The organism is Nonomuraea sp. NPDC050691 (assembly GCF_040654455.1).
In the GTDB taxonomy this organism is placed as follows: domain Bacteria; phylum Actinomycetota; class Actinomycetes; order Streptosporangiales; family Streptosporangiaceae; genus Nonomuraea.
The window spans coordinates 1-26,093 of the sequence record NZ_JBFAIA010000120.1; the positions used below are offsets into that span (position 1 = coordinate 1).

Annotated in this window: 25 protein-coding genes; 9 read left to right on the plus strand and 16 right to left on the minus strand. The window is 72.2% G+C overall.

The annotated features are described in order from the left end of the window. From AB0H81_RS31250 to AB0H81_RS31290, 9 genes are all read right to left on the minus strand, one after another. Nucleotides 1–1,556: type IV secretion system protein (locus AB0H81_RS31250; protein ID WP_358381721.1), on the minus strand; the 1,556-nt coding region annotated here is incomplete at its 3' end. Continuing rightward, nucleotides 1,553–4,027 (minus strand): ATP-binding protein, encoded by a 2,475-nt coding sequence (locus AB0H81_RS31255; RefSeq protein ID WP_358381723.1) that lies wholly within the window; start codon nucleotides 4,025–4,027, stop codon nucleotides 1,553–1,555. The genes AB0H81_RS31250 and AB0H81_RS31255, both read right to left, overlap by 4 nt. A 47-nt stretch (nucleotides 4,028–4,074) precedes the next feature. Next, entirely contained in the window at nucleotides 4,075–7,254 is a 3,180-nt protein-coding gene (locus AB0H81_RS31260; RefSeq protein WP_358381725.1) for a TcpE family conjugal transfer membrane protein, read from the minus strand. A gap of 55 nt (nucleotides 7,255–7,309) precedes the next feature. Continuing rightward, nucleotides 7,310–7,555, minus strand: coding sequence for a hypothetical protein (locus AB0H81_RS31265; RefSeq protein ID WP_205303807.1), 246 nt, complete (start codon nucleotides 7,553–7,555; stop codon nucleotides 7,310–7,312). Between the two features lie 81 nt (nucleotides 7,556–7,636). Further along, nucleotides 7,637–8,353 (minus strand): conjugal transfer protein, encoded by a 717-nt coding sequence (locus tag AB0H81_RS31270; RefSeq protein WP_358381727.1) that lies wholly within the window; start codon nucleotides 8,351–8,353, stop codon nucleotides 7,637–7,639. A 720-nt stretch (nucleotides 8,354–9,073) separates the two neighbouring features. Beyond that, nucleotides 9,074–9,439, minus strand: coding sequence for a hypothetical protein (locus tag AB0H81_RS31275; RefSeq protein ID WP_358381729.1), 366 nt, complete (start codon nucleotides 9,437–9,439; stop codon nucleotides 9,074–9,076). A 96-nt stretch (nucleotides 9,440–9,535) separates the two neighbouring features. Continuing rightward, the gene (locus AB0H81_RS31280; RefSeq protein WP_358381731.1) at nucleotides 9,536–10,186 is read right to left on the minus strand and encodes a flavin reductase family protein; all 651 of its coding nucleotides are present in this window, start codon (nucleotides 10,184–10,186) and stop codon (nucleotides 9,536–9,538) included. Between the two features lie 109 nt (nucleotides 10,187–10,295). Beyond that, nucleotides 10,296–11,372, minus strand: coding sequence for a redox-regulated ATPase YchF (gene ychF, locus AB0H81_RS31285; RefSeq protein ID WP_358381733.1), 1,077 nt, complete (start codon nucleotides 11,370–11,372; stop codon nucleotides 10,296–10,298). Between the two features lie 82 nt (nucleotides 11,373–11,454). Further along, nucleotides 11,455–12,189 carry a hypothetical protein gene (locus AB0H81_RS31290; protein WP_358381735.1) on the minus strand — a complete coding sequence of 245 codons (735 nt, stop codon included), beginning with the start codon at nucleotides 12,187–12,189 and terminating at the stop codon, nucleotides 11,455–11,457. A gap of 81 nt (nucleotides 12,190–12,270) precedes the next feature. Here AB0H81_RS31290 and AB0H81_RS31295 point away from each other — a divergent pair, with 81 nt between their 5' ends. Together AB0H81_RS31295 and AB0H81_RS31300 are read left to right on the plus strand one after the other, a co-directional pair. After that, nucleotides 12,271–13,527, plus strand: coding sequence for a DNA recombination protein RmuC (locus tag AB0H81_RS31295; protein ID WP_358381737.1), 1,257 nt, complete (start codon nucleotides 12,271–12,273; stop codon nucleotides 13,525–13,527). A gap of 15 nt (nucleotides 13,528–13,542) precedes the next feature. Further along, nucleotides 13,543–14,064 (plus strand): DUF6542 domain-containing protein, encoded by a 522-nt coding sequence (locus tag AB0H81_RS31300; protein WP_358381739.1) that lies wholly within the window; start codon nucleotides 13,543–13,545, stop codon nucleotides 14,062–14,064. Between the two features lie 42 nt (nucleotides 14,065–14,106). Here the strand turns inward: AB0H81_RS31300 and AB0H81_RS31305 are convergent, their stop codons facing one another. Continuing rightward, nucleotides 14,107–15,066: a 4-hydroxy-3-methylbut-2-enyl diphosphate reductase gene (locus AB0H81_RS31305; protein ID WP_358381741.1), complete on the minus strand. Its 960-nt coding sequence runs from the start codon at nucleotides 15,064–15,066 to the stop codon at nucleotides 14,107–14,109. Between the two features lie 100 nt (nucleotides 15,067–15,166). Between AB0H81_RS31305 and AB0H81_RS31310 the strand changes: the two genes are divergently transcribed. Further along, nucleotides 15,167–16,309 carry a hypothetical protein gene (locus AB0H81_RS31310; protein ID WP_358381743.1) on the plus strand — a complete coding sequence of 381 codons (1,143 nt, stop codon included), beginning with the start codon at nucleotides 15,167–15,169 and terminating at the stop codon, nucleotides 16,307–16,309. A gap of 26 nt (nucleotides 16,310–16,335) precedes the next feature. Then, nucleotides 16,336–17,634, plus strand: coding sequence for an exodeoxyribonuclease VII large subunit (xseA, locus tag AB0H81_RS31315; protein ID WP_358381745.1), 1,299 nt, complete (start codon nucleotides 16,336–16,338; stop codon nucleotides 17,632–17,634). Nucleotides 17,635–17,636: 2 nt separating this feature from the next. On the opposite strand, the gene AB0H81_RS31320 is transcribed toward xseA, so the two are convergent. Continuing rightward, complete coding sequence (locus AB0H81_RS31320; RefSeq protein ID WP_358381747.1) at nucleotides 17,637–18,266, minus strand: helix-turn-helix domain-containing protein; 630 nt, start codon at nucleotides 18,264–18,266, stop codon at nucleotides 17,637–17,639. A gap of 111 nt (nucleotides 18,267–18,377) precedes the next feature. On the opposite strand from AB0H81_RS31320, the gene AB0H81_RS31325 reads away from it, so the two are divergent. After that, nucleotides 18,378–18,791: a nitroreductase family deazaflavin-dependent oxidoreductase gene (locus AB0H81_RS31325; RefSeq protein ID WP_358381749.1), complete on the plus strand. Its 414-nt coding sequence runs from the start codon at nucleotides 18,378–18,380 to the stop codon at nucleotides 18,789–18,791. A gap of 74 nt (nucleotides 18,792–18,865) precedes the next feature. On the opposite strand, the gene AB0H81_RS31330 is transcribed toward AB0H81_RS31325, so the two are convergent. The 3 genes from AB0H81_RS31330 to AB0H81_RS31340 form a co-directional block, all read right to left on the minus strand. Continuing rightward, nucleotides 18,866–19,102: an exodeoxyribonuclease VII small subunit gene (locus AB0H81_RS31330; RefSeq protein WP_358381751.1), complete on the minus strand. Its 237-nt coding sequence runs from the start codon at nucleotides 19,100–19,102 to the stop codon at nucleotides 18,866–18,868. 71 nt (nucleotides 19,103–19,173) lie between these two features. Then, the gene (locus AB0H81_RS31335; protein ID WP_358381753.1) at nucleotides 19,174–19,704 is read right to left on the minus strand and encodes a DUF4245 domain-containing protein; all 531 of its coding nucleotides are present in this window, start codon (nucleotides 19,702–19,704) and stop codon (nucleotides 19,174–19,176) included. A gap of 11 nt (nucleotides 19,705–19,715) precedes the next feature. After that, complete coding sequence (locus AB0H81_RS31340; protein WP_358381755.1) at nucleotides 19,716–20,327, minus strand: TetR/AcrR family transcriptional regulator; 612 nt, start codon at nucleotides 20,325–20,327, stop codon at nucleotides 19,716–19,718. A gap of 224 nt (nucleotides 20,328–20,551) precedes the next feature. Between AB0H81_RS31340 and glpX the strand changes: the two genes are divergently transcribed. Further along, nucleotides 20,552–21,586, plus strand: coding sequence for a class II fructose-bisphosphatase (gene glpX, locus AB0H81_RS31345; protein WP_358381757.1), 1,035 nt, complete (start codon nucleotides 20,552–20,554; stop codon nucleotides 21,584–21,586). Nucleotides 21,587–21,598: 12 nt separating this feature from the next. On the opposite strand, the gene AB0H81_RS31350 is transcribed toward glpX, so the two are convergent. Next, nucleotides 21,599–22,246 carry a DUF1707 domain-containing protein gene (locus AB0H81_RS31350; RefSeq protein WP_358381759.1) on the minus strand — a complete coding sequence of 216 codons (648 nt, stop codon included), beginning with the start codon at nucleotides 22,244–22,246 and terminating at the stop codon, nucleotides 21,599–21,601. 183 nt (nucleotides 22,247–22,429) lie between these two features. Between AB0H81_RS31350 and AB0H81_RS31355 the strand changes: the two genes are divergently transcribed. Together AB0H81_RS31355 and AB0H81_RS31360 are read left to right on the plus strand one after the other, a co-directional pair. Further along, a complete protein-coding gene (locus tag AB0H81_RS31355) occupies nucleotides 22,430–23,056 on the plus strand; it encodes a DUF998 domain-containing protein (RefSeq protein ID WP_358381761.1) in 627 nt (208 codons plus the stop codon). 45 nt (nucleotides 23,057–23,101) lie between these two features. Continuing rightward, nucleotides 23,102–24,259 (plus strand): MFS transporter, encoded by a 1,158-nt coding sequence (locus AB0H81_RS31360; RefSeq protein WP_358381763.1) that lies wholly within the window; start codon nucleotides 23,102–23,104, stop codon nucleotides 24,257–24,259. Here the strand turns inward: AB0H81_RS31360 and AB0H81_RS31365 are convergent. Beyond that, on the minus strand, nucleotides 24,256–25,704 hold the full coding sequence (locus tag AB0H81_RS31365) for a PLP-dependent aminotransferase family protein (protein ID WP_358381765.1): 1,449 nt from the start codon (nucleotides 25,702–25,704) through the stop codon (nucleotides 24,256–24,258). The two genes, AB0H81_RS31360 and AB0H81_RS31365, sit on opposite strands and share 4 nt — an antisense overlap. 69 nt (nucleotides 25,705–25,773) lie before the next feature. On the opposite strand from AB0H81_RS31365, the gene AB0H81_RS31370 reads away from it, so the two are divergent. Beyond that, nucleotides 25,774–26,064 carry a hypothetical protein gene (locus tag AB0H81_RS31370; protein WP_358381767.1) on the plus strand — a complete coding sequence of 97 codons (291 nt, stop codon included), beginning with the start codon at nucleotides 25,774–25,776 and terminating at the stop codon, nucleotides 26,062–26,064. Nucleotides 26,065–26,093 lie beyond the last annotated feature (29 nt).

The following is a 26,093-nucleotide window of genomic DNA, read 5'->3' on the forward strand; positions in this document are numbered from 1 at the left end:
CCCGCCGCCGCGCCGGTCGCGGCGGCCTGGATGAGCGGCTCGGCCTTGCGCACGCCCCAGCGCCCGATGCGGGCCGAGGCCACCGGCGGCAGCGCCACGGCCGAACGCTCCAGCGTGCGGGAGCTCGCCGCCTCGCCGAGCATGCGGGTGGTCAGCGTGTGGCCGTTCATGGAGGCGAACAGGTGCTGGAACGGCCTGCGGTAGAAGAACACCGCGATCGTCAGCAGGGCCATGAACAGGATCTGCAGGCCCCACGGCATCGCGGTCGAGATGATCAGTGCGTAGCCGTACACGAGCACGCCCAGCACCAGCGCCAGCACCGCCTGCCGGAGCAGCGTGCCGACGAGCATCTCCACCCAGCGCATCGCGATGATGCGCCCGCTGCCCGGGTGCACACCGATCAGCAGGAACACCGGCCCCATGATCAGCAACAGCAGGAAGCCGACCTTGAGCACCAGCAGCGAGACCGCCACCAGGAAGATCAGCACGCCGGCGACCAGGGCCGCGATCAGCGCGCCGATGGCCACGCCGAGCCGCGAGGTCCAGTCCTTGCCCTGGAAGATGGCGAAGCGCGGGTCGTTCTGCAGCTTCTCCGCGATCTCGGCGTACTTGGCCTGGTGCGCCGCCGGGTCGGCGGCCTGCTGTCCGGCCTGCGGCGCCGGGATCGCCTGCGTCTCCAGCATGAGCCGGCCGTATTCGCGCACCACCGGCGCGTTCGGGTCGGCCGTGCCGAACAGGCCCACCAGCCACGGCTTGCAGACGAGCGTGGACCACAGGGCGTCGGCGTTCTGGTCGACGCCCGGCGTGCCCGTCTGGCCGTAGCCGCCGGCCTTCACCTCGGGACTGGTCTGGCCGGGGCCGGGCAGGCAGGACGCGCCGCCCGCGCCGGGCAGGCCGGAGAAGGCGGAGTTGACCACCTCGCCGGTCTTGTCCGTGACGACCTTGCCGAGGCCCGTGAAGTCGCCCGGGCGGCTGAAGAACCAGGTCGCGACCGTGACGGCCAGCACCATCCAGATGACGCCCTCGGCCGTGGTCGTGGCCCGCTTCCTGATCAGCCCGTACCAGGCCAGCCAGATCGCGCCGAGGATCACGATCGGGCGGAGGAAGGGCCAGTACATCGCCTCCGACAGGTTCGTCACGATGTCGTCCACCACGTCCTTGATGGACTGGAGCGGACCCTCCGTGGCGGCGGCCTGATAGGTGGTGATCGTCACCCGGTCGATCGCCTTGGCCCACAGGAAGACCGTGTTGGCCCAGCCGTTGCCGAGGACGGCGACGATGTCGGAGCAGCCCAGGCCGTAGGTGTGCCAGAACTGGCCGCTCATGCCGAACTGCGCGTAGTTGGTGGTCGCCGCAGGAGCCGTGCCCTCGGGCTTCGGCGGCGGCTGGATCATGCCGTCGACGCCGCTGCCGATCACCTCGGGGGTGAGCGCCGGCGACAGGTCGCACGGGGCCGCGGCGGCCGGCGACATGCCGCCCACCACGAGCGGGACCACGAGGATGCCCGCGATCAGGGCCAGCGCGAGCGCGAGCCGCCTGGGTAGCCGGACCTTCATGACCGTACCTCCTGCGCTCGGCCCACTCCCCCTTGAAGATCATGCCTGCTGTCGCCGGGTTTGTCGTGGGTGGGATTCGTGTCGAGCCAGCGCAGCAGGTCCTCCGAGATCAGGTCCACTGCGATGCGGCCCGCCCGCCCGTCCAGATCACGGAAGACGCACTCGCCGTTGCCGAGCGAGCGCAGCACCGCCTTGTGCTCCTCCGACGGCTCCACCCCGAGCAGGGACATGACGTGGCCCACCTCGACACGCTCGGTGGACCGGAACGCGAACACCGACGACAGGCAGTTGGTCACCTGCTCGTTGAGCAGGTCGCCGGCGTTCTGCGACACCAGGACGAGCGCGGTGTTGCGGGACCGGCCCATCCGGCTGACCTCGGGCACCAGCTTGGCACCCTCCGGCGTGGACGTGATCGCCCACGCCTCGTCCAGGAAGATCGCCTTCGGGGCGCGGCGGTCGAGCCCGTTCATCAGCCGCCGCGCGAACTGTGACACCAGGTAGAGCAGCGCCACCGACAGCCGCTGCTCGTAGGAGTAGTCGTCGCGGCCGGTCGCCGCGTCCGGCAGCGTCAGCCCGCCCAGCGTGAACACCGTCGTCCAGCCCTCGCTGTCGACCTGCTCACCACCCGACGGGTCGAAGCACAGCCTGGCCAGGTGCATCTCCGACATCGAGCGCAGCACCGCGCCGAGGTTCTTGGAGGCCGCGTCCTCCGACTGCTCCAGGAACTCGACGACCTTGCCCAGCGACGGGTCCGGCTGGTTGGACACGGCGGCGACCGCCTGGATCATCGCCGACTCCCGCTCCTCCGACATGCGCGGCAGCAGCAGGCGCAGCGTCTCCGTGGCCATCGTCTTCTTGGCCGCGATGTCGTCGCCGAACGAGAACGGGTCGAGCAGGCCAGGCGCGGCCGAGCCGAGCGGGATGATGCGCGCCCTGCGTCCCCGCTTCTGCAGCAGCTCCACCAGCGACTCGGCGTCGCCCTTCGGGTCGATGACCGCCACCGTCACGCCGCGCAGCGCCATCTGGTAGATCATCAGCAGCGCGAGCGTGGTCTTGCCGCCGCCCGGCTCGCCGGTGATCGCGATGGCCGTCGGCCGGTTCCGGGTCGCCGCGACCAGCGGGTCGAAGTGCACGATGCTGCGCGCCCGGCCCACGGTCTCGCCGATGTACGGGCCGTGCCAGCCCTCGCTACCCTCCCCGAGCCGGTCACCGAGATCGACCGTGGCCGTGGCCATGCCGCCCGCGATCGTACGCAGCGGCTGACGCTGGGCGTAGGCGTTGACCCGCACCTTCTCGCCCGGCAGCGCCTCGCAGAACAGCGAGAACTGGTCGCCGGTCGAGCTGACCACGTCGATGCCCATGTCGCGGTAGTGCTCGACGACCGCCTCCACCCGCTGCACGCAGATGTCCTCGGTCGGGGCCGCCACGATGAGCCGGTGCCAGCCGTACACGAAGGGCAGCCGCTCCTTGGTGATGCCGTGCTCCAGCATGCGGGCGGCGTCGATCTGCTCGGCCAGCGCGATCGGCGCCTCCGCGCCCGCCTCCCGGATGTGGATGTCCATGTCGCGGGCGTGCGCCAGCTTGCGGGCGACGTCCTTGGACGCCTTCACCGGCGGGATCAGCCGCATCCGCGACGAGATCTCCACCGGGAACGGGAGCTGGTCGGCGAAATGCATCCACGGCTCGCCGTCCGGGAACGGCATGAGGTCGGGGAAACGGGCGAACGACAGGTGCGCCACGTACGAGTCGCCCTGCGGCTGCACGACACGCAGCAGCGACCGGCCGTTGTGGATCTCCCCTTCCACCAGCGACTCGATCTCGCCCTTGCCCCAGCGCCGCTTCGGGCTGGCCGACGGCGGCGGGTCGCCGAGGCCGCCGGCCGCCGCGTGCTGGAACAACCACGCCACCTCGGCGGAGGTGGCGTGACGGGCGTACAGGGCGCTGGAGGCCAGCGCCCTGCCGAGCCGCTCGGCCTGCTCCGTCCAGCGGGCGATCTCACCGTCGGGCACGTGGTCGTCGTCGATGCCGAGCACCTTCTCGGTGCGCTGGTAGAAGCCGAACAGCTGCGACAGCACGCCGCCGCCGATCTGCCGGCCGCGCGGACCCAGCCGTACGCCGAGATAGACCTCCTTCGTCCAGAAGTCCTTCGCCCAGACGTGGCGGTACATCTCCTCCAGGTAGTCGCGCCAGCCCGGCCCCTCGTCGGAGGTGCCGTTCAGCGCCATCGCCCATTCGGCCGCCGGGTACGTGCGGTGCGCCACCCGCAGGTGAACCTCGGCGTCGGGCATCCGGATCGCGGCCAGCGCGATCGTGATGTTGGTGGCCAGCGCCTCGCGTTCCTCGGGGGTGACGAACTCGTAGCTGACCGTCGGCAGGCGGAAGTACGCCCATGCGCTGGTGTCGGTGAGCAGGATGCGGTCGTCGAAGTAGCGGACCGCGAGGCGCTGATGCGCTCTGGACGCCCGGCTCATGCCTCCCCCTCGGCGCATGAGCCGGGCGTCCTCGCTCGCTCGTTCACTTAACGCTCACCGATTCTCGTGCCCGGGGGGTCACTCGCCAACTCCTCTTCGCTCACTCGGACGGACTGTGCCGCGAAGCCCGCGACCACCACGCCGGCGAGGGCCAGATAGGCCCGGCGCCCGGCCGCGCGCAACTGCCCCGGGTCGACGAGCTCGACGCCCCCCGGCGCCAGGTCGTCCTCCCAGGGGACCCGGACGATGGCCCGGCACCTGCCACGGGCCACCGCCTCCGCCTGCTCGACGTCGGACATCGAGCGCCTGCTCACCCCGTTGACCACCATGACCGCCCGCCTGCGCAGGTCGGCGCAGCCGTGCCCGTCCAGCCACTCGTACGTCATCGCCACCGCCTCCGCCGCCTCCTCGCTCGCCGGGACCACGAGGACGAGCTGGTCCGCGTACGGGAGGACGCGGGCGGCCAGCGCAGCGGCCGGGTCGATGACGGTCAGCTTGTAGTGGCGGTCGAGCAGGTGGATGACCTGGCCGAGGCGGTGGTCGGAGAAGAGTGTGCGGTCCGACAGGCGCCGCTCGGCGTCCGCGTCGGTGTCGGCACCGATCACCTCCAGGCCGGAGGCGGTGCGGGTGGTGTAGCCCCGCATCGACAGGTAGCCGCCGACGTGGTCCAGCCCGGCCAGCAGCGAGGCGAGCGTCTCGGGGGTCTCGGGGGTCACCCTGCTCGTCAGGGTCTCGCCGCCGGTGTTGGCGTCGACGGCGATCACCTTGTCGTCGCGGTACCTGGCCAGGGTGTGACCCAGCATCAGGGCCGTCGTGCTCTGGCCGGCGCCGCCGGTGCAGCCGAGGACCACGATCCTGCGGCTGCCGCTGAAGACGCCCCGGGCGCGGGCCTCGTCGATCTCGGACCCGTCGCCGCGCACCCCGCCGCCGCCGCCGACGACGACCTGGGCGATACGCCGCCACCCGCCGGAGTCGCGCCCGACGACGGACTCGACCCTGCGCACCCGCCCCTCCCGAGCCGCACCCCCGACGACCCGCTGCGGCGACCGCCCACCCGCCTGCCCGGCTCCACCCTCGCGTGGGGTGGCCTCGTGCGGGGCGGCACCGCGCGTGATCGGCGTGACGGGCTCCTCGGCGCGTTCCCGTGCGGGCGCGGACGTGACAGGCGCTTCGTCCACCGTCCCAGCCGCGGCAGGAGCACGCTCGCCGGACTCAGGAGTGGCAGGCTCGCTGTCGCCGGGTGCGCGCACGTCCCCACGCGCGCCCGTCGCGGGCGTCCCACGGTCTTCGGACGTTGACGTCTCACGGTCCTCCAGCGCGGACGTCCTACGGTCTCCGGACGCGGGCGTGGGCGCATCCAGGCCGCCGGGCGTCGGCGTCACATTCTGGTCGTCACCCGATGCGGGGGCGGCAGGCTGGGGAGCGTCCGGCTGCTTGGCGTCGGGGCCGCCGAGCACCGATGGGACGAGGCGAACGGGCTTGGCTCCAGGCCCCTGCGGCGGCCACACCTGCTGTGTGCCCGGCACCGACGGCACCTGCCGGGGCGGCTGCCCCTTGCGGTGCTGCATGCGCGCCACCTCGTCGTCACGCCGACCGACGCTCTCCGAACGGCCCACAGCACGCTCAGCCGTCCCACCAGAGGCGCCCGAAGCCCCACCGGACACGCTTGAAGCGGACACACCACGAGCCAACGCGCCCGAAGCCGCCACGCCAGGACCAGAGGCACCGCGCGCTGTAGAGCCCTCAGCAGGTGCCGTGGCGTCGGCAGGCGCGGTGGCGTCGGCAGGCGCGGTGGCGTCGGCAGGCGCGGTGGCGTCGGCGGACGCTGGGGCATCAGCGGACCGGGCGACGTCAGCGGACGAGGAGACGTCGGCGGACGAGGAGACGTCAGCACGTGCGGAGTTGTCAGCACGTTGCTGATCGGGCAGCGCGGACGAGCCGCCGCGCGGGGTCGAGCGTTGCGGGTCGGCGCTGGCGGCGAGTTTGCGCAGGCGGCGGAGGGCCTCCGTGTCGATGGGCTTGCCCACCACGGGCTCCTGCCGGGCTGCGGTGCGCTCGTCACGCCGCCCGGCGGCCTCGCGCTCCCCACCCCCGGCGACTCCGCCTCGCTCCTCGGCCGCCTCCTGACGCCCCGACCGGCCACTTCCTTCGTCGGCAAGCCCTCGACGCTCCGAGGGGCGGTCGTCCTCCTCTGCGGCAAGCTCCCTACGCTCCGACGGCCGGGAACCCACCTCTCCAGCAACCTCCCTGCGCTTCGAAAGCCGGGAACCCGCCTCTCCGGCGAGTTCCTCGCGCTCCGGCCGGCTGCCTGCCGCTCGGGTCGTACCCCGGCTCACCGGCCGGTCGCTTTCCTCCTCGGGCGCGTCCCCGTCCGCGGGCCGTACGTTCTCGTCCGAAGGCGCGGAGCCCGCGTCCCCGTCCCGACCGCGACGGCCCGGCTTCGCGCCCCGCGCGGAAGGAGGGTGCTCCGTCGTGTCCTCGCCGTACAGCTCGCCCCACCGCACCGGCGGCGTCTCTCCGCGTACGGTGACCTCGCCCTCCACATGGACGTCGCCGCGTACCGTCACGTCACCCCCGACCGTGACGTCACCCCGCAGGGTGACCGTCGACGCCTCCCCCTGCACGGTCACCGGTTCGTCCCGGTGGCCGAGGGCTGGGGCCGTGCCGCGCCGGGCGGCGACCCCCCGGCCCAGGCCGCCGGTGACGGGGGTGGGCTCGGCCACCGGGGCCTGCGCGGCGGCGGCGGCAGCGGCCGCGACGGCGGGGCGCACGGCGCGCGGCCCGGCGGGCGCCTCGACGGCCCGCGACTTGCGCTGCGCGGCGCGGGCCTTGCGAGCCTTCTTCACGCGTACCGGGGCGGGCGCGGTGTGCCAGACGCGGCCGGAGAAGCTGACGGTCTCGGGCTCGGACATCGGCGCCAGGCGGTACCAGGCGCGCGGCTGCCCGAGATAGCGAAGCTGGGACTCCAGCAGCTCGGTCAGCCGCTTGCCCTCGATGACGGGACGGGTGGACAGCCAGGTGACGATGCCCGGCGGCACCAGGAACAGCACATGCCAGGGCATCGCCACGGGCACGCCGATCAGCACCAGCAGGAGCGACCACGGAACGAAGACCCCGACGAACACGCCTATCCAGACGATGGGAAGCGGCATCGGCAGCCGTAGGTCGTACAGCTTGTAGAGCCGCTTCTCGATGCGCCAGATGTTCGTGTACGTGGGCAGGTCCACGCGGTCCTCCTCTCCACCCGCTCGTTCATGACCGCCGTGGAGCGGTCTCAATCCTTTACTTGATGCCTAGCGCGCCCGCGATCGCCTTCGCCGTCACCTCGATGATGTTGGGCACGTAGAAGATCACGCCGATGGCCACGGCCAGGATCAGGAACTGCACGAATCTGGTGATCTCACGGGTGAAGAGGAAGAACAGGGCGACGACCGACACGACGACGAGGAACAGCGGAGCGAAGAAGGCGCGCAGGAAGTCGGCGAGCCCCTCGGTGTTGACGCCGGTCGGCGCGGGCGACGGCGTCATGTGGATCAGGTTGAGCACTATGGTCTTCAAGATCACTTCTTGTCCTCCCGGGGGGTGCCGATCAGCAGCGCGGTCGTGCGTCTATCCAACGGCCCGACCGGCGCCGCGGATGTCCTTGACGTACCACTTGTCGCCCTGCTTCTCGACGGTGAGGCGGTAGGCCTGCTCGATGCGGCCGGCCGCCGCGCTCGGCTCGGCGCTGGAGTCGACCGACGGTGAGGCGCCGGGCACGACCCACACCACCACTGCCTCGACCTCTCGGGTGGCACCCCCCACAGGCACCACGAGCTCCTGCAACCCGCCGAAGGTGAACGCGCCGCCGAAGCTCGGCACGGTCGCGCCCACGGCGAGATAGCGCTGCAACCCCGCGGCGTCCCCCGAGGCGTAGTCCTTGAAGAAGCCCTCCATCTGGGGCTTGAGCTCGGCCTCGGCGACGTCGTCGGTCTCGGCCGCGGCGACCTGGGGAAGGTCGGCGGGCGCGGGCGCGGGCAGGATCGCGGGCCTGCCCGAGACGACGAACCGGCCGCCGGCGTCGTCGCCGGAGTAGTAGATCGGCACGGACAGCAGCATCCTGCGCGTGCCCGACTGGAAGGCGACCGAGACGACGGCGTTGCTGGCGTCGTCGGCCTTGATGTCGTACGGCTGGATGGCGACGGCGGCGAACTTGCCGTTGCCGTCCCACCCGAGCTGGGGAGCCATGCCCTCGGCCAGGAACGCGGCGAGCTTGCCCTGCCTGCTCGTGGCGTCGGCCGGGCTGAAATTCAGATAGACGCCCGCGAACTGGGCGGCGAACGCCATGCCACGCTGGGTGGGGAATCCGTTGCCCGTCGCGGGCGCGGCATTCGTCGCAGGGGCGTTTTGCTGGGTAAACCGCTCAAATGGTGCACGGACCCCATTGACCACGATTACCACGATAAGCGCCCACAGAATGGCGCGACCCATCCAGACGAGCCAGCGCCCGCCGCCACCCGACCAGCGCCCGCGGCGCGGCCGCCGCGAGGGCGGCAGGTCGTAGTCGGTGTACTCAGGGCGCGCCGAAAGCTCGGGGTCGCCAGCGATCCGAGGACCGTGCTGGACGGTTGACCTACGAGCCATCACGCCTCCGCTCGCGCCAATCCCCCCGGCTGGCGCGGTGTCGTCCGTTGCCGATCCCCATCATCCGTGGTGAAGCAGTCACCCTATCCGGTCTCCGCCATTGTTCCAGGAAAGCCACGCCCATGCTGCAGGCATCGCCGCCCGGGGGCAAACCGAGTACGCATGACTCCCCGGAGTGTTGGTTCTTGCGGCAAACGCGCAGAATAGGCATTTGACCAGGCCAGATGCCCTTTGCCGCATTACCCGGGGGCCAGAGGTTCCTGTCCAAAGGGCGTAGGGACTGTCGCGACCTGCATATTTGGTATAAGACGGGCAGGCCGCACGCCTCGGCGGGCGTGCGGCCTGGTCAGCGCCTATACCGCGGGACGGGGGTCGCGAGGAGGCGTTACGCGCTCCGCGTACGCGGAGCCGTGACGGGCCCGTTCAGGCGGCCGGGCCGGAGTCGCCCGCTGCGGACGGACCGCGCACGGCGCGCACATCTCCGGCCGGGGCGGTCAGGTCACGTGCGGTCGAGGCGGGCAGGTCGCGGCCGACCGGGGCGGGCAGGTCGCGCCGGGGCACCGTGCGCTCCAGGGTGCCGCGCAGCTCGGCGAGCATCGTGGCGGCGTCGCGTTCGCGCATCCACATGGCCAGCTCCTCCCGCTCATCCGCCTTCCTGCGCAGGTACGCCTCGCGGTTCACGCGCAGGCCGTACATCAGCTCGACCCTGAGCAGGGCGAGCTCCTCCTCCAGGGTGATGCCCGCGAGCGAGGGTGCGGGACGTCGTTCCCGGATGATGCGACGGATCATGAGGGCCCTCCCGAGTCAGCGTGAACGCCGTGACGATTCGACGCCTAGGTGCCCGGAGTGGTTGACGTCTCGTCGTTTTCCCGGGTGGCCGAACACTCAACCGCGCGCGGCGCCCTCCTTCCGCTCCAGCCGGTGCGGCATCTGCCAGCCCTGCGCCAGACGCGACGGACGCAGGTTGGACCCGCCGCCGAAGAACTCGCAGAACTTCATGATGAGCGGGTCCCAGCCCACCGGGTCCACGTAGTGCGTGTCAGGGATGATCAGCTCCTCGTCCACGTGCGCGCGCACCACCCTGGCCTGGAAGGCGGTCGCGTTGCCGTCCGGACCACCGAAGGCGTGGGCCTCCTCCACGACGCATTCGAGCTGCACCGGGCACTCCAGCACTCTCGGCGCCTTCACCAGGTCGGCCGCCTGCTCGGTCAGCCCCGCCACCGCGAACTTGTTCCGCTCGTGCCGGTAGCCCTGCTTCACCCGGCGCTCGGGGATCACCGGGTTCGCGGTCAGCAGCGCCAGCCTGTCCACGGCGTCCACCAGCGACGACGGCACCAGGTTGAGCACGCACTCCCGCTCGCGGGCGAGATTGGCCGAGGTCTGGGAGCTGGTGCCCAGACCGAGCATGGCGTGCTCGCCCAGCCACCAGGCCGACGACATCGGCATGAGGTTGGCCGAGCCGTCCTCGTTGCGCGAGCCGATCAGCACCACGGGCGTGCCGAAGTACAGCACCTTCAGGTCGGAGATCGTATGCATTTCCGCTGGTTCTCAGCTTCCGATAGGGGTCGGGTCGTGACGACTCTCCCCGATCCGGACGCGGGACGCCGGTGGAAATCGGACCTCGCGTACGTGATCCCTCGAGGCCTCAGACGTTGAAGCGGAACTCCACCACGTCGCCGTCGCGCATGACGTAGTCCTTGCCCTCGATGCGCGCCTTGCCCAGCGAGCGGGCCTTGGCGATCGAGCCCGCCTCCATCAGGTCGTCGAACGAGACGACCTCGGCCTTGATGAACCCCCGCTGGAAGTCGGTGTGGATGACCCCGGCGGCCTCCGGCGCGGTCGCACCCTTGCGGATCGTCCAGGCCCTGGTCTCCTTGGGCCCGGCCGTCAGGTAGGTCTGCAGGCCGAGCGTCTCGAAACCGACCCGGGCGAGCTGCGACAGGCCCGACTCCTCCTGGCCGACCGACTGGAGCAGCTCCAGCGCCTCCTCGTCGTCGAGCTCGACCAGCTCCGACTCGATCTTGGCGTCGAGGAACACGGCCTCGGCCGGCGCCACCAGGTCCGAGAGCTGCCGCCGCAGGTCGGGATCCGTCAGCTCGTCGGCGTCGAGATTGAAGACGTACAGGAACGGCTTGGCCGTCAGCAGGTGGAGCTCACGCAGCCCCTCGCCGTCGAGCCCGCTCTCGAAGATGGTCTTGCCGGTCTCCAGGACCTTCAGGGCGCTCTCGGCGGCCTCCAGCGCGGCCTTCTTGTCCTTGTTGTTGCGCGCCTCCTTCTGCAGGCGCGGTACGGCCTTCTCGACCGTCTGCAGGTCGGCCATGATCAGCTCGGTGTTGATCGTCTCGATGTCGCGCTTGGGCGAGATCTCGCCGTCGACGTGGGTCACGTCGGGGTCGCTGAAGACCCGGATCACCTGGCAGATCGCGTCGGTGTCGCGGATGTTGGCGAGGAACTGGTTGCCCCGGCCCTGGCCCTCGGAGGCGCCCTTGACCAGGCCGGCGATGTCGACGAACTCCACCTTCGCGGGCAGGATGCGCGCCGAGTCGAAGATCTCGGCCAGCTTGGGCAGCCGGTCGTCGGGCACGCCGACGATGCCCACGTTGGGCTCGATGGTGGCGAACGGGTAGTTGGCGGCCAGCGCGTTGCCGGTCTTGGTCAGCGCGTTGAACAGCGTGGACTTGCCCACGTTGGGCAGGCCGACGATGCCGATGGACAGGCTCATGCGTGCTCCTTAACCGGCCGCACGAGCCCCCGGCCGCTGCTGGTGGTGGTTGCCTGGCTGCGCTCGCTCACGTCCAGCGAGTCTACTTGCTGACGAGACGCAGACAGGTCACCGGCCGGTAGGCCCCCCGCGCCCTCAGATAGCGCTGTGAGCTCTTCGGGCAGCTCTCCGGCCTGGTCTCGAACGAGGTCACCCGCGCCCACGCACCGCGCGACCGGCACCCCACCCGCGTGATCGCCGCGCGGCTCACCGTGTCGTCGGCCGGCCTGGCCACGCACATGCCGCGGTCCAGCACCTGGCCGCCGGCCCCCAGGCAGGCGACGGGACCGGTGCCGACCGTGTCGAGCGTGCCGGACGGGCAGGCCGAGGCCCGCCTCTCGATCGCCAGTGCCCTGCCGTACCAGCCCTGCCGCGCGCAGGGCCGCTCGCGGCCGTCGAGCGCGACGCAGTCGCCCGCCCTGAGCATGCCGCCGCCGGCGCCCGGCGCGCCCAGGTGCGGGTCGAGGTAGGACCGGACGCAGGCCGTGCGGCCGTCGCCGATCCGCACCACGTCGTCGGTGTCGTCGGGGCAGCCGCCGTGCCCGGGCGGGTCGGCGGCGACGGCCAGCACCTCGTACTGTCCCCCGTTGCACGGCGTCAGGACGTAACCGGCGCCCGAGCCGCTCACACAGGCGCCCGGCTCCCAGCGGAGGGGCGCCCTGGTCGCGTCAGGAGCGGGCGGTTCCGTGCGGACGGCCGTTCCCGCCAGCACGACCACGCCCGCCACCCCGAAGGCCGCCACGGCGAGCGACACCGCCGTGCGCAAACCAGTAGTCATGTGGGTACTCTGCGTGACGGTCGGGGCCCGCGCAAGCGTGTCTGGCGGATCGGGCCGGGCGATCCTGCCATCATCCCTCTGATGGACGTCGTCTCGCTTCTCATCGGACTCGCCGCCGGTCTCGCCATCGGCTTCCTGATCGCCCGTACGAGAGCGGCGGTGCGGGTGGCCGAGGCGGAGGCGCGGGCCAGGACCGCGGACGACAAGCTCACCTACGTCGAGGAGCAGCTCACCGAGCGTTTCCAGGCCCTGTCCACGCGTGCCCTCGACGTCAACAACCTGCGTTTCCTCGAACTGGCCGAGACCCGGCTGGCCGCCACGCGGGCCGAGGCCGCGGGCGATCTCGACCAGCGCAGGCAGGCGGTGGAGCACCTGGTCGAGCCGCTGAGGGACGCGCTCGCCCGGGTCGAGGCGCAGCTTCGCGACACCGAGGCCGGGCAGCGCGCCGCCCGCGCCGAGCTGGCCAAGCAGATGGAGTTCGTCCGGCAGAGCAGCCAGGAGTTGCGCTCGCAGACCACGGCCCTGGTACGCGCCCTGCAGCGGCCCGAGGCGCGCGGCCGGTGGGGCGAGCTGCAACTGCGCCGGGTCGCCGAGATCGCCGGCATGCAGCGCCACTGCGACTTCGACGAGCAGGTCACCGAGGGCTCCATGCGGCCCGACATGGTGGTGCGGCTGGCCGGGGGCAAGAACATCGTCGTCGACTCCAAGGTGTCGCTGGCCGCCTACCTGGAGGCCGCCGAGGCGTCCGACGAGTCGCTGGCCTCCGTGCGCCTCGACGCGCACGCCCGGCACGTCCGCGAGCACATCGACCGGCTGGCGGGCAAGGCGTACTGGCAGGCGTTCAACCCGTCGCCGGAGTTCGTCGTCCTGTTCATCCCCGGCGAGGCGTTCCTCGCTCCGGCGCTGGAGCGCGACCCGGGGCTGCTGGAGTACGCGATGACCCGGCGCGTGCACATCGCCACCCCGACCACCCTCATCACCATGCTGCGCACCGCGCACTACGCCTGGCAGCAGGCCGCGCTCAGCGAGAACGCCCGTGCCGTGTTCGAGCTGGGCAAGGAGCTGTACGAGCGGCTCGCGTCGCTGGGCAGGAACGTCGATACCCTCGGTAAGTCGCTCACCCGGGCCGTCGAGGCGTACAACAAGACTGTGGGATCCCTTGAGAGCCGTGTGCTCGTCAGCGCGCGCAAACTTCACGATCTGGGCGTCGTGGACGGTGAGCTCGGCTCTCCGGAGATGCTGGAGGGCCTGCCGAGGCCGCTCGCCTCACCCGAACTGCTGGAAACCCCGTCTCTGATTTCCCCGGTCAACGGTAAGTTGGCCAACGGATCGCAGTAAGGGGGGCGGGGGCCAGTGAGTGAGAAGGGCAAGCGCCCGGGCGTGAGGCTGACCGCCCGCGGCGCCATCGTGCTCGCCCTGGCCGTCACCGTGGCCGCCTACGCGCTGGCCGGGCCGCTCGGCCTGCCGCTCGTGGTGGGCGCGGCGTTCGTGGCCGCCAGTCTGCTCGGCGTGCTGCTGGTCAACCCGCGCGACCTGCTGTCGCTGGTGGTGACGCCGCCGCTGGTGTTCTTCGCGGCGACGCTCGTCGTCGAGTTCGTCCGCGCGCTCGGCTCCGCCTCGCTGGCGCAGTCGCTGGCGCTCGGGCTGTACACGTCGCTGTCGGCGGGCGCCCCCTGGCTGTTCGCGGGCTCGGCCGTGGTGCTCGGCGTGGCCCTGCGGCGCGGGCTGCGCGACAACGTGCGGGAGCTGCGCGAGGAACTGCGGGCGGGCGCCGAGGCGGCCCGCCCGTCACGCCGGCAGCCGTACGAGCCGGAGCCCGAGGGCTACTTCGAGCCCCGCGTCTACGGCACGCCACGGACGCAGACCGAGGAGTGACCTCCGGCCCCTCAGTGCCGGTTCGGGGTCGGTTGTTCGGGGTCAGGAGGCGCGCAGGTCCTTGCGCAGCTCGTGGGGCAGCGCGAAGCGCATGCTCTCCTGCACCGACTCGACCTGCTCCACGTCGTCGAAGCCGTGGCGGGCCAGGCGGGTGAGCACCTCGTCCACCAGTTCCTCCGGCACCGAGGCGCCGCTGGTCACTCCGACCGTGGTGACGCCGTCCAGCCACTCGTCGCGGATGAACGAGGCGTTGTCGACGAGGTAGGCGGCGTCGGCGCCGTGCTCCTTGGCCACCTCGACCAGGCGCTTGGAGTTGGAGGAGTTGTCGGAGCCGACGACGATGACCAGCTCGGAACGGGCGGCGATCTCCTTCACCGCGACCTGGCGGTTCTGGGTGGCGTAGCAGATGTCGTCGCTCGGCGGATCGATCAGCGTCGGGAAGCGCTCCTTGAGCCGGGCGACGGTCTCGGTGGTCTCGTCGACCGACAGCGTCGTCTGCGACAGCCAGACCAGCTTGGACGGGTCCTTCACCTGGACCTTGCCGACCGCGTCGAGGCCGTCGACGAGCTGGATGTGCTCGGGCGCCTCGCCGGAGGTGCCCTCGACCTCCTCGTGGCCCTCGTGGCCGATCAGCAGGATGTCGTAGTCCTGGGCGGCGAACCGCTTGGCCTCGTTGTGGACCTTGGTGACCAGCGGGCAGGTGGCGTCGATGGTGCGCAGTCCGCGCTGCTTCGCCTCGCCGTGCACGGCCGGGGAGACGCCGTGGGCGGAGAACACCACGATCTCGCCCTCGGGCACCTCCTCGGTCTCCTCGACGAAGATGGCGCCCTTGGCCTCCAGCGTCTTGACGACGTGGGTGTTGTGGACGATCTGCTTACGGACGTAGATCGGCGCACCGTACTGCTCCAGAGCCTTCTCGACCGCGACCACGGCCCGATCGACGCCGGCACAGTAGCCGCGGGGCTTGGCTACGAGGACTCTGCGGGAAGTACGGGGCTCCATACTTGGTAATGCTACGTGGAGGACGGGCTGGACCGCGCGTGCACGCCCGCTCGCCGTTTGCCACACTGGCCCTCCGATACAGACCTCCCAGGGAGACGTCATGTCCCTCAGCGACGTGATACGCAACATCGCCAAGACCGTCACCGACAAGGAGAAGGCCAAGGAGCTTCCTCTCATCGTCGTCCAGTCCACGTTGAGCGCAGCCGGGCAGGCGTTGCTGCTGGTGGACCGGGTGAAGAACTCCATCAAGGGGCTGGGCTCCAAGGAGGAGGAGTCCGAGACGCGGTCCCCGGCCGCCGGTGCGGTGGCCACGCCGGTCGAGGACGAGCGGCCCGCCCGCAAGGAGCCCGTCATCTTCGCGCCGCGCCCGTCGAGCACCGCGGAGAAGACCGCGGAGAAGGCCGGCGAGAAGGCCGCGGACCGGAACGGCTCCGCCGCCAAGGCCAAGCCCGAGCCGGTGATCTTCACCCCCGCCAAGCCGGCCGCGGAGACCACTGCCGCGCCCGCCACCACTGAGCCCGCCGAGCCCGCCGCCGCCCCCGAGCCCACCGCCGCGGCCGAGCCCACCGCCGCGGCCGAGCCCACCGCTGTGGCCGAGCCCGCTCCCGGCGCGGAGCCCGCCGAGGCCGCCAAGCCGGTTTCGGTCGAGCCCGAGCCCGCCCCCGAGGCCAAGACCGACGCCGAGCCGGAGACCAAGCCGGAGACCGTGGCGGAGTCCAAGCCCGAGCCCGTCGTCGCGCCCGAGGCCGAGGTGAAGGCGGAGGCCACCCCCAAGGCCGAGGCCGAGGCCGCTCCCAAGGCGGAGACCGCTCCCGAGACGGAGGCGAAGCCCAAGGCCACCGCGAAGCGCGCCGCCAAGCCCAAGACCGAGGCCGAGCCCGCGGCCGAGGCCAAGGCTGAAGGCAAGCCCAAGGCCGAAGCGAAGCCGAAGGCGGCGGCCAAGCCGAAGGCGAAGGCCGAGCCCGCCGCTCCGGCCGCCGGAGCGCTCGCGGAGGCCGCCGCCGCGACCCCTGAAGCCGCCGCGGCATCCGAGGCCGCCGACGGCGCGGCCGGCGCGACCACCCTGGCCGAGCCGCTCCCCGGCTACGGCGACCTGACCGTGGCCTCCCTGCGCGCCAGGATGCGCGGCAAGTCCGCCGAGCAGATCAGCGGTCTGCTGACGTACGAGCAGGCCACGGCCGGCCGCCCCGAGGTGATCAAGATGTTCGAGAACCGCCTGGCCAAGCTCCAGGCCGGGGAATAGCCGCCGCGGCCCCGTAGTCTTCCGGCATGACCACGAAGACCTCGCCCGAGTCCCCGCTGCCGATCCGCACCGTCCTGCAGATGGTGGGCGGCTGGATCGGCAAGCTGGGCACGGTCTGGGTCGAGGGCCAGATCACCGACCTGAGCGCGCGCGGCGGCACGGTGTTCCTGACGCTGCGCGACCCGGTGGCCAACGTCTCGGCCCGGGTCACCGCTCCACGCGGCGTGTACGAGGCGGCCGTGCCGCGTCCGGCCGACGGCGCCCGCGTGGTGGTCCACGTCAAACCCGACTTCTGGGTCAACCGAGGGTCGTTCGCCTTCACCGCGCTGGAGATCAGGCCGGTCGGCGTGGGCGAGCTGCTGGCCCGGCTGGAGCGGCTGCGCCAGTTGCTGGCCGCCGAGGGGCTGTTCAACGCCGACCGGAAGCGGCGGCTGCCGTTCCTGCCGGGCACGGTCGGCCTGATCTGCGGGCGTGACTCGGCGGCGGAGCGCGACGTGCTGGAGAACTCCCGGCGCCGCTGGCCCGCCGTGCGCTTCAAGGTCGAGGAGGTGGCCGTCCAGGGGCCGTACGCGGTGGGTGAGGTCACCGAGGCCCTGCGGAAGCTGGACGCCGACTCCTCGGTCGAGGTGATCGTCGTCGCCCGGGGCGGCGGCTCGCTGGAGGACCTGCTGCCGTTCTCGGACGAGACGCTGGTGCGGGCCGTGGCCGCCTGCCGTACCCCGGTGGTGAGCGCGATCGGCCACGAGCAGGACAGCCCGCTGCTGGACCTGGTGGCCGACGTGCGGGCCTCCACCCCCACCGACGCCGCGAAGAAGGTGGTGCCGGACGTGGGTGAGCAGCTCACGCTGGTGCGTCAGCTCCGCGACCGAGGTCGGCGGGTGCTGGGCGGCTGGCTCGACCGGGAGATGTCGTGGCTCACGTCGGCCCGCTCGCGGCCGTCGCTGGCCGACCCGGTACGTGAGCTCGAACGGCGCGCGGAGCAGGTGGAGGCGCTGCGCGACCGGGCCCGGCGGTCACTGTCGGGCTCGCTCGACCGGGCCGGCGACTCGCTGACGCACCTGCGCGCCCGTCTCGTGGCCCTGTCGCCGGCCGCCACGCTCGAACGCGGCTACGCGATCGTCCAGCATCCCTCGGGCGACGTCGTACGGCTGGCCAAGGACGTCTCGCCTGGGGCGCTGCTGACGGTCCGCCTCACCGACGACCGCCTCTCGGTCCGCGCCCTGGGCCCGGACGCGGAGGACTCCCCCGAGACTCCCGAGGACCCGCCCAAGCCCGCCAAGGCCCGCAAGCCCCGCGCCCCCAAGCCGGCCGCCGGCCCGGAGTGACGCTACGCCTCGCCGCCACGCCCGTCCGGCGGGGCGTGGAGAACGGCGTCGGTCAGGGCGTCGAGCCCTGACTTGACCTCCTCGGCCGACATGCCGCGCTCCTCGAGCTGGAAGCGGATCAGGCGGACGTTGACGGGGGCGAGCAGCGCGTCCGCGAAGAAGCCCGCGTCGATGTCCGGGCGCGCTTCATTCAGCAGTGCCGCCACGTGCGTGTGGTGGATCCGGTACGGCCCGCTGTACCGCCCCTTGGCCGCTCCCAGTTCGAGCTGCAGGTGGATGTCCTGCTGCGTCACCATCCGGTCCACCAGCGCCCGCAGGAAGGCGCGCAGGCGCGCGTCCGGGGGCGCGCCGGGGCCGACGGGCGGCGGTCCGGTCATGAACGCGGTCTGGAAGCGCCGCTCGTGCTCGTCGATGAGCGCCCACACCAGCCCGGTCCGGTCGCCGAAGCGGCGGTAGACCGTGCCCACGCCGACACCGGCCTCGCGGGCGACCTCGTCCAGGGAGAGCTGGTGGGCGCCGCGCTCGGCGATGAGCCGGGAGGCGACGTCGATGATGCGCCGGCGGTTGCGGGCGGCGTCGGCGCGTTCGGGCTGGGGTTGCCCGAGGACGGGCAGGAGCTCGCGTCCGCACACGCCGCAGAGCATACCTCCGGCTTGTCACCGAACAGCTTGTAAGCGGAATTTTCTCCGCTTAGGCTGTGCTCTCACTCAAGCGGAGAGTTTTCCGGTTCAAGGAGCACGGTCATGGCCAACGATTTCAACCAGCAGGTGATCGACGAGTTCCGCGCCAACGGCGGCAAGGTCGGCGGGATGTTCGAGGGCGCCTCCCTGGTGCTGCTGACCACCACGGGCAGGAAGAGCGGCAAGCAGGTCACCACGCCGGTGATGTACATGAAGGACGGCGAGCGGGTGATCGTCATCGCGTCCTACGCGGGCGCGGACCACCACCCCGCCTGGTACCACAACCTGGTCGCCCACCCGGAGGTCACGGCCGAGATCGGCACGGAGACGTACCGGGGCAAGGCGGAGGTCGTGGAGGGCGACGAGCGCGACCGGCTCTACGCCCGCATGGTGGAGATCGCCCCCGGGTTCGCCGAGTACGAGGCGAAGACCGAGCGCCGCATCCCCGTCGTCGCCCTGGACCTCCAGCCCGCCTGACGCCCGGAAGCGCGCCCCGACGAGGCCACCAGGTCGAGGCCAGGTCGAGGGCTGGAAGGGGGCGTCGTCGTCGGCTAGAAGGGGGCGTCGTCGTCGCGGGCGGCGCCCGACTCGGTGCGGCGGGCCATCGCGGCGGCGAGCTTGACCCTGGCCCCCTGCAGCCACTCCTCGCAGATCGCGGCCAGCTTCTCGCCCCGCTCCCACAGCTCGATCGACTGCTCAAGGGTGAGCCCGCCGGTCTCCAGGCGGCGCACCACCTCGGTCAGCTCCTCGCGGGCCTGCTCGTATGAGGGTGCCTTCTCGTCTGCCACGTCACCACCCTAGGGTCACGGGCGCGCGACCGCGCCCAGCCCCGCCGCTCCGCCCGCCTGGAACGGCCCGCTCAGCCCTTCGGGCGTTGCTGGAGCGTCGCCGCCAGCTCGCCGAGCTCAGGCCAGTCGGCCGTGCCCGTGACCACCAGCGTCACGTCCGGCAGGACGCGCACCAGCGACCGCTGCTTCTTGTCCTCGCGGAACCGGCGCTCCCACGGCTGCCCGGCGACCTGCTGGCCGCCGATCGCCTTGTCGGTGTTGGCCATGCGGCTGGCGAACCCGGCCGCCGGCTTCTCGTCGCTCTGCACCAGCATGGCGTGCTCGCGCTTGGCCGTGGCGTAGCCGATGGACAGGACCTGGGCGCCGTGCTCGCCCTTGGCGATGCGGTTGCTGTTGGGCACCCATCCGGCCGGGTCCTGCTTGGGAGCCCACACCTGGTACGGCACGGTGCGGGCGAAGTTGGCGACGGTGATCGAGTAGTCGCGCCGGGGGATGTGCTCCTCGCGGCCCTGCGGTGCGACCAGCAGGAACAGGCCCGCCGCCCCCAGGCAGACGAACAGCGCTACCGCGTAGCCGTAGAACCCCTCAGTGAACCGTCGCACACCTCGCGAGATTACCCGCTGGTGGCGCCGGTCGCCGAAGCGGCCGGTCGGATCTGGCCGATGATCGCGAGCACGTCCTCACCCAGGGCCCGGTCGCCGGTGCGCACGACCTCCGACACCGCCGCCGCGAGCGCGCCCGTGATCACCACGACCAGGGCACCCTCGTCGTCGTCGAACAGGGCGGCGTTGCGCTCGGCCCACTTGCGCAGCCGGTCGCGCATGACCACCTCGAAGCCGGGCGGCCCGTCGCCGCGCAGGAACAGCGCGGCCACCTCCCGCTCCTCCAGGCACCCGTCGAGGTAGGCCCGGGCCGCGCGGATGAACACCTTCATCGGGTCGGTCTCGCCCTCGGCGCGCGCTTCGCGGGCGGCCTGGCTGGTGCGCTGAGCCTGCTTGGCCTGGAACTCCTCGAACAGCGTGAGATAGAGGTCGGCCTTGCCGGAGAAGTGGTGGTAGAGGCTGCCCACACTGGCCTCGGCCCGGCCCACGACGTCGGTGACGCCCGCCTCGGCGAAGCCCTTGGAGACGAAGACCTCTTTGGCGGCCTTGAGTAGCGCGGTGCGCGTGGCAGCGCCCCGCTCGGAGGTGCGGGCTGTGACCGGCTGTTCCACATCGCTGCTCATGGCAGGCAGATTATCCTCCGCTGTCCGGGGATACATGGACAACTAGCATCGACCTGCCCCGGGTACGCGGACGTGGCTCCCCGGGACGGCGCCGCGCCAGGACGGCGCCCGGGACTCCCCGGCGTCCGGCTGACCTGAGGATGTTCCCGGCGGACCCATTTCTCGGTTGACCTTGGGTACGCAACTACCATCGAGTCAGTTGTCCACAAGGAGGGCCCGCCATCATGTCCGATCAGACGTCCGTACCCCCAGCGCTGGCGACGGGTGAGCACGCCCCCGACCGCAACCTCGCTCTGGAGCTGGTACGCGTCACCGAGGCGGCCGCGATGGCCGCCGCCCGCTGGGTCGGGCGGGGTGACAAGAACGGGGCGGACGGCGCCGCGGTCAACGCGATGCGCCAGCTGATCAACACGGTGTCCATGAACGGTGTGGTCGTCATCGGCGAGGGCGAGAAGGACGACGCCCCCATGCTGTTCAACGGCGAGCACGTGGGCGACGGCAGCGGCCCCGAGTGCGACGTGGCGGTCGACCCCATCGACGGCACCCGGCTGACGGCGCTCGGCATGCCCGACGCGGTGTCGGTGATCGCGGTGAGCGAGCGCGGCTCGATGTACGACCCGTCGGCGGTGTTCTACATGGAGAAGCTGGTCACCGGGCCGGAGGCGGCCGACGTGGTGGACATCGAGGCGCCGGTCGCGGCCAACATCGCGGCGGTGGCGCGGGCCAAGGGCTGCTCGGCCGCCGACGTCACGGTGGTGGTGCTGGACCGGCCCCGGCACGACCAGCTGGTCAAGGAGATCAGGGAGACCGGGGCGCGCATCAAGTTCATCGTGGACGGCGACGTGGCGGGCGCCATCATGGCCGGCCGCATGGGCACGGGCATCGACCTGATGATGGGCATCGGCGGCACCCCCGAGGGCATCATCGCGGCGTGCGCGCTCAAGTGCCTCGGCGGGGTGATCCAGGGCAAGCTGTGGCCGCGCGACGACGCCGAGCGACGGCGGGCCCTCGACGCCGGGCACGACCTCGACAAGGTGCTCACCACCAACGACCTGGTCAGCTCCGACGACGTCTTCTTCGCCGCGACCGGCATCACGCAGGGCGAGCTGATGCAGGGCGTGCGGTACGGCAAGGGCGTGGCGATGACCAGCTCGCTGGTGATGCGCGGGCGCTCGGGCACGATCCGCAAGGTCGACAGCGAGCACCAGCTCTGGAAGCTCCGGGCCTACAGCGCGATCAACTTCGACACCGCGGGCTGAGCCCGGAGGCGGTCAGCGGCGGCGCCTGCGGCGGGGTGGTTCCTTGACCTTGACCTCGCCGGCGAAGTTGGTGGTGCGCACCTCGACCACGGGCGCGCCCGGCTCGGTGGGCTGCTTGGTCAGCCGTACCGTCTTGTCCTTGGTCACCCGGATGACCTCCAGGTCCTCCGGCACGTGGATCTCCAGCCCGCCGAAGACGAGCGTGGCGTTGATCACGATGCGCTGGTTCTGGAGGATGGCGTCGCGCAGGTCGAGCTTGGTCGTGCCGAACATGGCGGTCACGTCCAGCTCGGCCGGCACCACCCAGCGTCCGCCGCGCTGCTCCTGCTTGAAGAACGCCGACACGGGCCGGCCGTCGAGCCGCAGCGGCTGCTCGTCGGCCGGGAGCAGGTCGGCGGTGAGGTCCGCGAGGTCGCCGAGGGTGCGGGCGGAGTAGACGATCCCGAGCCGCTCCTCCAGCTCCTCCAGGGTGATCCGGCCGTCGGCGTGGGCGTCCTGGAGCACCTGCGCGACGCGTTCACGGTCGTCGTCGGAGGCGCGCAGCTCCTGCGGCTGAGGGGTGTCGGGCCTGGCGGGGCGCCGGGCGCTGATCCACTCCTCGGCCAGCCGCTCGCCGACCTCCTGCAGGCGGGGCAGCCAGGCTCCCGGGCGCTCGTTCACATCTCGACGATATCCGGCGGAAGGCCCGCGTGCTCGCCTCGGCGGGTCCGGCCAAGGTGACGAGTCCGTACGAGTCCTGGTTTCGTACGGTCATGGGCGGCCAAGGGCGGAATCGGGCGGCGTGCCCGCCCGTTGACCGGAGCAAGGCCCGCCCGTCCGGCGGCGGCCGGAGGGAGGCAGTTCGTGCGGCAGGCGGTGCGATGGGGGCTCGGCGCGGTGGGCGCCGGCGTGGCGGTGGTCGCCGGCCTGGACCTGGCCGGGCCGGGTGAGATCAACCCGCTGCGCAGGACCATCAGCGAGCACGGCCTCGGCGCGTACGGCTGGGTGTTCGGTCTCGGTGTCGCGCTGCTCTCGGCGGGTTCGGCGGCCATCGGCGTCGCGCTGGCCCGTACCCGGCTCGCGGGCGTGTTCGGCACGCTGGCGCTGATGGCGTGGAGCGCGGGGCTGCTGGTGACGGCCTGGTTCCCCAAGCACGACTGGTCGGTCGGCCCGAGCCTGAGCGGCAGCATCCACCGGGCGGGGAGTCTGGTGGCGTTCCTCAGCCTGCCGGTGGCGGCGCTGGTGATCGCCCGTCCCTGGCGGCACGCCGGTCGGCGGGGTCCCGCGCTGGCCGCCTTCGGGCTGGGGCTGGGCTCGGTGCTGTGGGTCGTGGGGATCGTCGCGGTGGTGCTGGTGGGGGCGCGCAGCGGCCTGGCGTGGTGGCAGGTCATGCCGCTCGGCCTGGTGGAGCGCGGTCTCGCGGTCACGGAGGTGGCCGCCGTGGTGGCGCTGGGTGTGTGCGCCCTGGCGAAAGGGCCGGTCGAGCGCTAACCTGACCGCGCCTCACGTTTGCTGACCCCCCACCTGGAGGCCGCCGTGCCGACCCCCCGTGATCGTCAGGCCCGTCTCGCCACGTACGTCGCCTACGCCGTACAGGGCCTGTCGTTCGCGACCCTGCTCACCCAGGTCGCCAACCTGCAGAACCGGCACGGCCTCGACGAGGGCACGCTGACCCTGCTCCTGCTGGTCGTGCCGGTCTTCGCGGGCGTCGGCAGCGTGGCGGCCGGCTCCTTCGCCGCGCGGCGGGGCAGCAAGCCGCTGCTGCGGGCCGCGCAGCCGACCGTGGCCGCCGCCGTGGTGCTCGCCGGGTTCGCCCCGAGCGTGCCGGTGCTGCTGGTCGCGCTGCTGGTGTTCGGGCTGGCGGTCGGCGCGGTCGACGCGGGCATCAACATGCAGGGCGTGGCGGTCGAGCGCAGGTACGGCCGGGCCGTGCTCAACGGCTTCCACTGTGTGTGGAGCGTGTTCAGCCTGCTCGGCGCGCTGTGGGCGTCGGCCGGGTCCCAGCTCGACCTCGCGGTGGTCATGAGCGCGCCCATGGTGCTGGCCGCGGCGGCCTCGCTCTTCGCCGGGTCGCAGCTCTGCACGGCCGAGGAGGAGAAGGTCGAGCACGCGGAGGCGGCGCCCGGCGCCCGGTTCCCGTGGAAGCCGATCATCCCGCTCTGTCTGGCGATGGGCTTCCTGTACATCGGCGACGCCGCGGTCTCCAACTTCAGCACGGTCTTCATGAAGGACGTCCTGTTCGCCTCCCCGGGCGTGATCCCGCTGGCCTACGCCGCCTACCAGGCCACGACGCTGGCCGTACGGCTCGGCGGGGACCTCGCGGTGCGCCGGTACGGCTCGGCGGCCATCGTGCGGATCGGCGGCGCCATCGCGACCCTGGGCTTCCTCGGCATCGTGGTCGCGCCCAGCCAGCCCCTGGCCATCGTGGCGTTCGGGCTGACCGGCGTGGGCCTGTCGGTGGTGGCGCCGCAGTCGTTCTCGGCGGCGGGACGGCTCGACCCGGCGGGCACGGGCGTGGCCATCGCCCGGGTCAACCTGTTCAACTACGTGGGCTTCATCGTCGGCGCGGCACTGGTGGGCGCCCTGGCCGACACCTTCGACATGCGGATCGCGTTCGCCGCGCCGCTCGTGCTGGCGGCCGTGATCATCGTCCTGGCCCGGGGGTTCGAGCCCGCGGTCAAGACGGCGGCCTAGCCGGACATCCGGAGCTTCAGCTCGCGCACGGCCTCCGCCGCCCGGTGGACCGGCAGCCGCGAGAATCCCACCGCCACCGCCGGGCGGCCCGGCGCGAAACGCATCGGGCCCACGGCCTCCACCGCGAGGCCCAGCTCCCGCGCCGTCGCGACCACCCTCCCCTCGTCCCATCCGGCCGGCAGGTCGAGACAGGCGTGCAGGCCCGCCTCGATGCCCCGGACGCGGACCTCGGGCAGGTGCTCGGCCAGCGCCCTGACCAGGGCGTCCCTGCGCCGCCGGTACTCCCGGCGCATGCGTCGCAGGTGCCGGTCGTAGCCGCCGGTGCGCAGGAAGCCGGCCAGCGCGTACTGCTCGATCACCGGTGAGCCGAGGTCGAACTCGCCGCGCGCCAGCCGGATCGCCCCGGCCAGCGCGGGCGGGGCCACGACCCAGCCGAGCCGCAGCCCCGGCGCCAGCGCCTTGCTGACGCTGCCCGCCAGCACCACGCGGTCGGGCGCGAGCCCCTGCAGGCAGCCCACCGGGTCGCGGTCGAAGCGGAACTCGGCGTCGTAGTCGTCCTCCAGCACGATCGCGTCGGCCTCGCGCGCCCACTCCACGAGCGCGGCCCGCCTGGCGGGCGAGAGCACCACGCCCGTCGGGTACTGGTGGGCGGGCGTGACCAGCACGGCCCGGGCCGGGCGGTCGCGCAGCGCCGCCACGTCGAGGCCCCGCTCGTCCACCGGCACGGGCAGCAGGTCGGCCCCGGCGCGGCGCAGCAGGGGCACCTGCCGGTGGCTGGTCGGGTCCTCCACCGCCAGCCCGAGCCGGCCGCCGCGCCCGAACCGTCCCGCGCGGTCGGCCCGTCCCTCGGGGTCGGCCCGGCCCTCGCGGTCGCCCCTCCCGGGCCGGCCATCGCGTTCGGCCAGCACGTGGAGCACCAGGCTGAGGCCCTGGGCGACACCGCCCACGATGATGAGGTTGGCCGGGTCCACGTCGGCGGCGCGCACCCGCCGGAGGTAGCCGGCCAGCTCCTCGCGCAGCTCGGGGATGCCCCCGGGGTCGCCGTAGTCGAGGGCGTCGGACGGGATGGTGGTCAGGGCGTGCCGCAGGGCCGCCAGCCAGCGCTCGCGCGGGAAGTGGCCGAGATCGGGCGAGGTCGCCCGGCTCTGGTAGTCGTGGTACGGCTCCTGGTCCCCCGCCGGGGCCGCGCGGTCGCGGGTGGCGGCGGGGGCCACGCGGGTGCCCGAGCCGACCCGCGAGACGAGGAAGCCCTCCGCGACGAGCTGCTCGTACGCCTCGACCACCACCCCGCGCGACACCCCGAGGTCGGCGGCCAGGTCGCGGCTGGACGGCAGGCGGTCGCCGGGGGCCAGGCGCCCCGAGCAGACCGCGTCGCGCAGCCCGGAGGCCACCTGCGCGGCCACGCCGCCCCGCCCATGGTCCAGCGGGACGTACAGATCGCCCATATTGGTCCCCATTCACGGCAGAGGATTGGACTGTTTATGTGGACCATTGTCTCCCTAGCATCCTCGGACATGGGAAAGGGTGTCGTCGGCGCCGCGTGCGCGATGTTCCTCGTAGGGACGCTGGCCGGGGTTTCCGGCCTGGTCAAGGACTATCCGGTGTACGGCGGGCAAGCGGTGCGCTACCTGCTCGCCGCGGTCGTGCTGCTGGTCGCGGCCCGGGTCATGGGGCTGCGGTTCGTCCGGCTGACGCCGCGGGAGTGGGTGCTGCTCGGCGCGCTGTCGCTCACGGGCCTGGCGATGTTCAACGTCTGCGTGACCGAGTCGGCGTACACCGAAATTTCCCCAGCGCGCCATTTTTAGGCCAGAAATCCTGGACTAATGGAGGATTA